The sequence below is a fragment of the Nocardia sp. NPDC058058 genome, from assembly GCF_042885355.1.
GTDB lineage: Bacteria > Actinomycetota > Actinomycetes > Mycobacteriales > Mycobacteriaceae > Nocardia.
Map to the genome: position 1 here is coordinate 1 of NZ_JBHVSA010000013.1, position 2,064 is coordinate 2,064.

The 2,064-nt window shown below is 73.1% G+C and carries 2 protein-coding genes and 1 pseudogene; all 3 read left to right on the forward strand.

Annotated features, from left to right (window positions below):
• Positions 1 to 1,002 (forward strand): annotated as a pseudogene (locus ACFVUS_RS43735) (hypothetical protein); the annotation flags it as partial.
• A 12-nt stretch (positions 1,003 to 1,014) separates the two neighbouring features.
• Entirely contained in the window at positions 1,015 to 1,386 is a 372-nt protein-coding gene (locus tag ACFVUS_RS43740) for a hypothetical protein (protein ID WP_073798086.1), read from the forward strand.
• 6 nt (positions 1,387 to 1,392) lie between these two features.
• The coding region (locus ACFVUS_RS43745) for a hypothetical protein (RefSeq protein WP_387781425.1) at positions 1,393 to 2,064 on the forward strand (672 nt) is incomplete at its 3' end.

Sequence of the window (2,064 nt, forward strand, 5' to 3'; positions counted from 1 at the left end):
CAGGACCGTACGGCTCGCGATGACAAGACCAACCGCAAGGACACGAGCGGGCGGCAGCCGCCGGAGGGTGAGCCCGCCGCCGTGAACAAGCCGCCGAAGGCACCCTCCCCCGGCACGGCCGCGGCGCCCAACCCGGTCAAGACGGGGGGCAAGCCCGCGGCGACGCAGCCGGACCCGGCCACCACCACGCCGGGCCCCCCGCCGGTGTCCGGGCCGCCGGCGCCCGGCCCGTCCGCACCGACTGCCCCGGCTCCGGCAGGCCCCACTACCGCCGGCAAGCGGGACAAGACCAAGCCCCGCAAGGGCCCGTACACCGCCCAGCCGGCCCGCGAAGCGGGCTTCAGGACCGGGGCGCAACACGCCGCCATCGAGGCTGACGAGGCGGCTTGGCGGGACGGCTACGCGGACGGCCAGCAGGCCATCCGTGACAAGGCCGCCCGAGACAAACAGCAGATGGACGCCGCCCGCGATCGCAACCGAGGAGTTCCTCCCATGCCCACCAAACCCGCCACCCCGCCCGCGCAGACGTCCCCCGCCGCCGCGCCCCCCGGGGGGATTGCGGCCCTCGCGGCGACGTTCACCGGCGACACCGCGCATCTCCCCGGCGGCAGCACCCTTAGCCGCGGTGAGGTCCGCAACCTGCGCGCCTTCACCAGGTTCCTGGACGGCAAGGAGCAGGAGACCCACCAGATCACCGATCAGTGCAAGCAGGCCAAGGAGGTCTCGGCGGGCCGGGTCAAGGAAATTCAGGCGCTGATTGAGCAGTGCCAGGACCCAAAGGTCAAGGGCGGCAAGCACTTGATCGCTTCCCTGCAGAAGCTCCGCGATGCGACCGAAGCGCAGGCAAAGGAGGCGGAGAAGATGCACGGCACCGCGCAGCGCGGGATCGAGGCGCTGCGGACCCTCAACAAGAACGCGGAGGCCCGCCACGGCGGCGTCTACAAGGCCGTGGCGGACTCCCCCGAGACCAGCCCCGCCGAACGCGCCTTCTACACCCGATAAGGAGCACCTCTCATGGCAGAGACCACCTACCGCGCGCTGCGCGCGAAGGTACAGAAGCTGGCCTTCTCGGTCGCCAGGGACGGCGAGACGATCCGGCGGATCGGCCAGCGCGCTAACCAGAACGCCCAGCGCGTGGCCCAGGTCGCCGACCAGCTCGCCAGCCTCGAAGTCGACACCCTCACGACTGGCGAGGCCAAGGACGTCGCGCGGATCATGCGCGGCGTCACCACGGCTGCCACCGCCACCGCGTCGGCCGCCGACAGCGTGGCCGGCGCCGCCCGCGCTGCCGACGCCCAGGCCCAGAAGTCCCACGGGGGCATCGACGAGCAGGTCGGTGCGATGAACGTCCGCATGGCCCGAGCCGCCTTCTACGAACAGGAGTAACCGAGCATGTCGGAGATCACCGTGACCCGCCGCCCTCAGCTCGCCGATCAGGTCCCCGCGCTGGTCTCGGTGATCGCCCCGCCCGCCCTGGGCGCGCTGACCCCGCTCCTGGAGCCCGGGCTCGCCGCGCTCACCGCGGCCGCCACGATCTGCGGCAGCGCAGCCTTCGCCGCGCACTACGTAGGCCGCGTCCCGGCGAACATCGTCAACGCCACGGGGATCGGGGACGTTCTGGCGGCCCAGCGCTCCACCCTGCTGGGCTCCAGCCTCCTCACCTCCATGGCCGCCGTACCGGGAGCGTTCCTCGGCCCCGCGTACGCGGACGCCCTCATGGCCGGGTTCCTCGACCCGGCCTCGGTGTCCGGACTCGTCTCCGCCGCCTGGTGGACGATGTGGGCCGGCCTCACCATCAAGCTCCGCCCCGCCCTGGCGGCCCGCAAGATCCGCATCACCGCCCCCACCCCGGAGGACGGCCCGGTCGCCGCCCCGGGTCCGGGCGGCCTCTACAAGGTGTGGGCCGACCACATCTCCGGCGCGGGCGGCGCGCACCCCGGCCAGCACCTCGTCGGCGCGCACGACTTCGGGGACCGGTGGGAGGGCATCATCGAAGCCCCCCAGGGCCGGTCGGTGAACGTGTCCACGGAAGCCGTCGGCTCCGCCTACCGGGTCCCGGCCGAG

What these genes read in the sequence shown, in the direction of transcription:
- ACFVUS_RS43740 (WP_073798086.1), top strand. Translation starts at nt 1,015, where the DNA reads ATGGCAGAGACCACCTACCGCGCGCTGCGCGCGAAGGTACAGAAGCTG.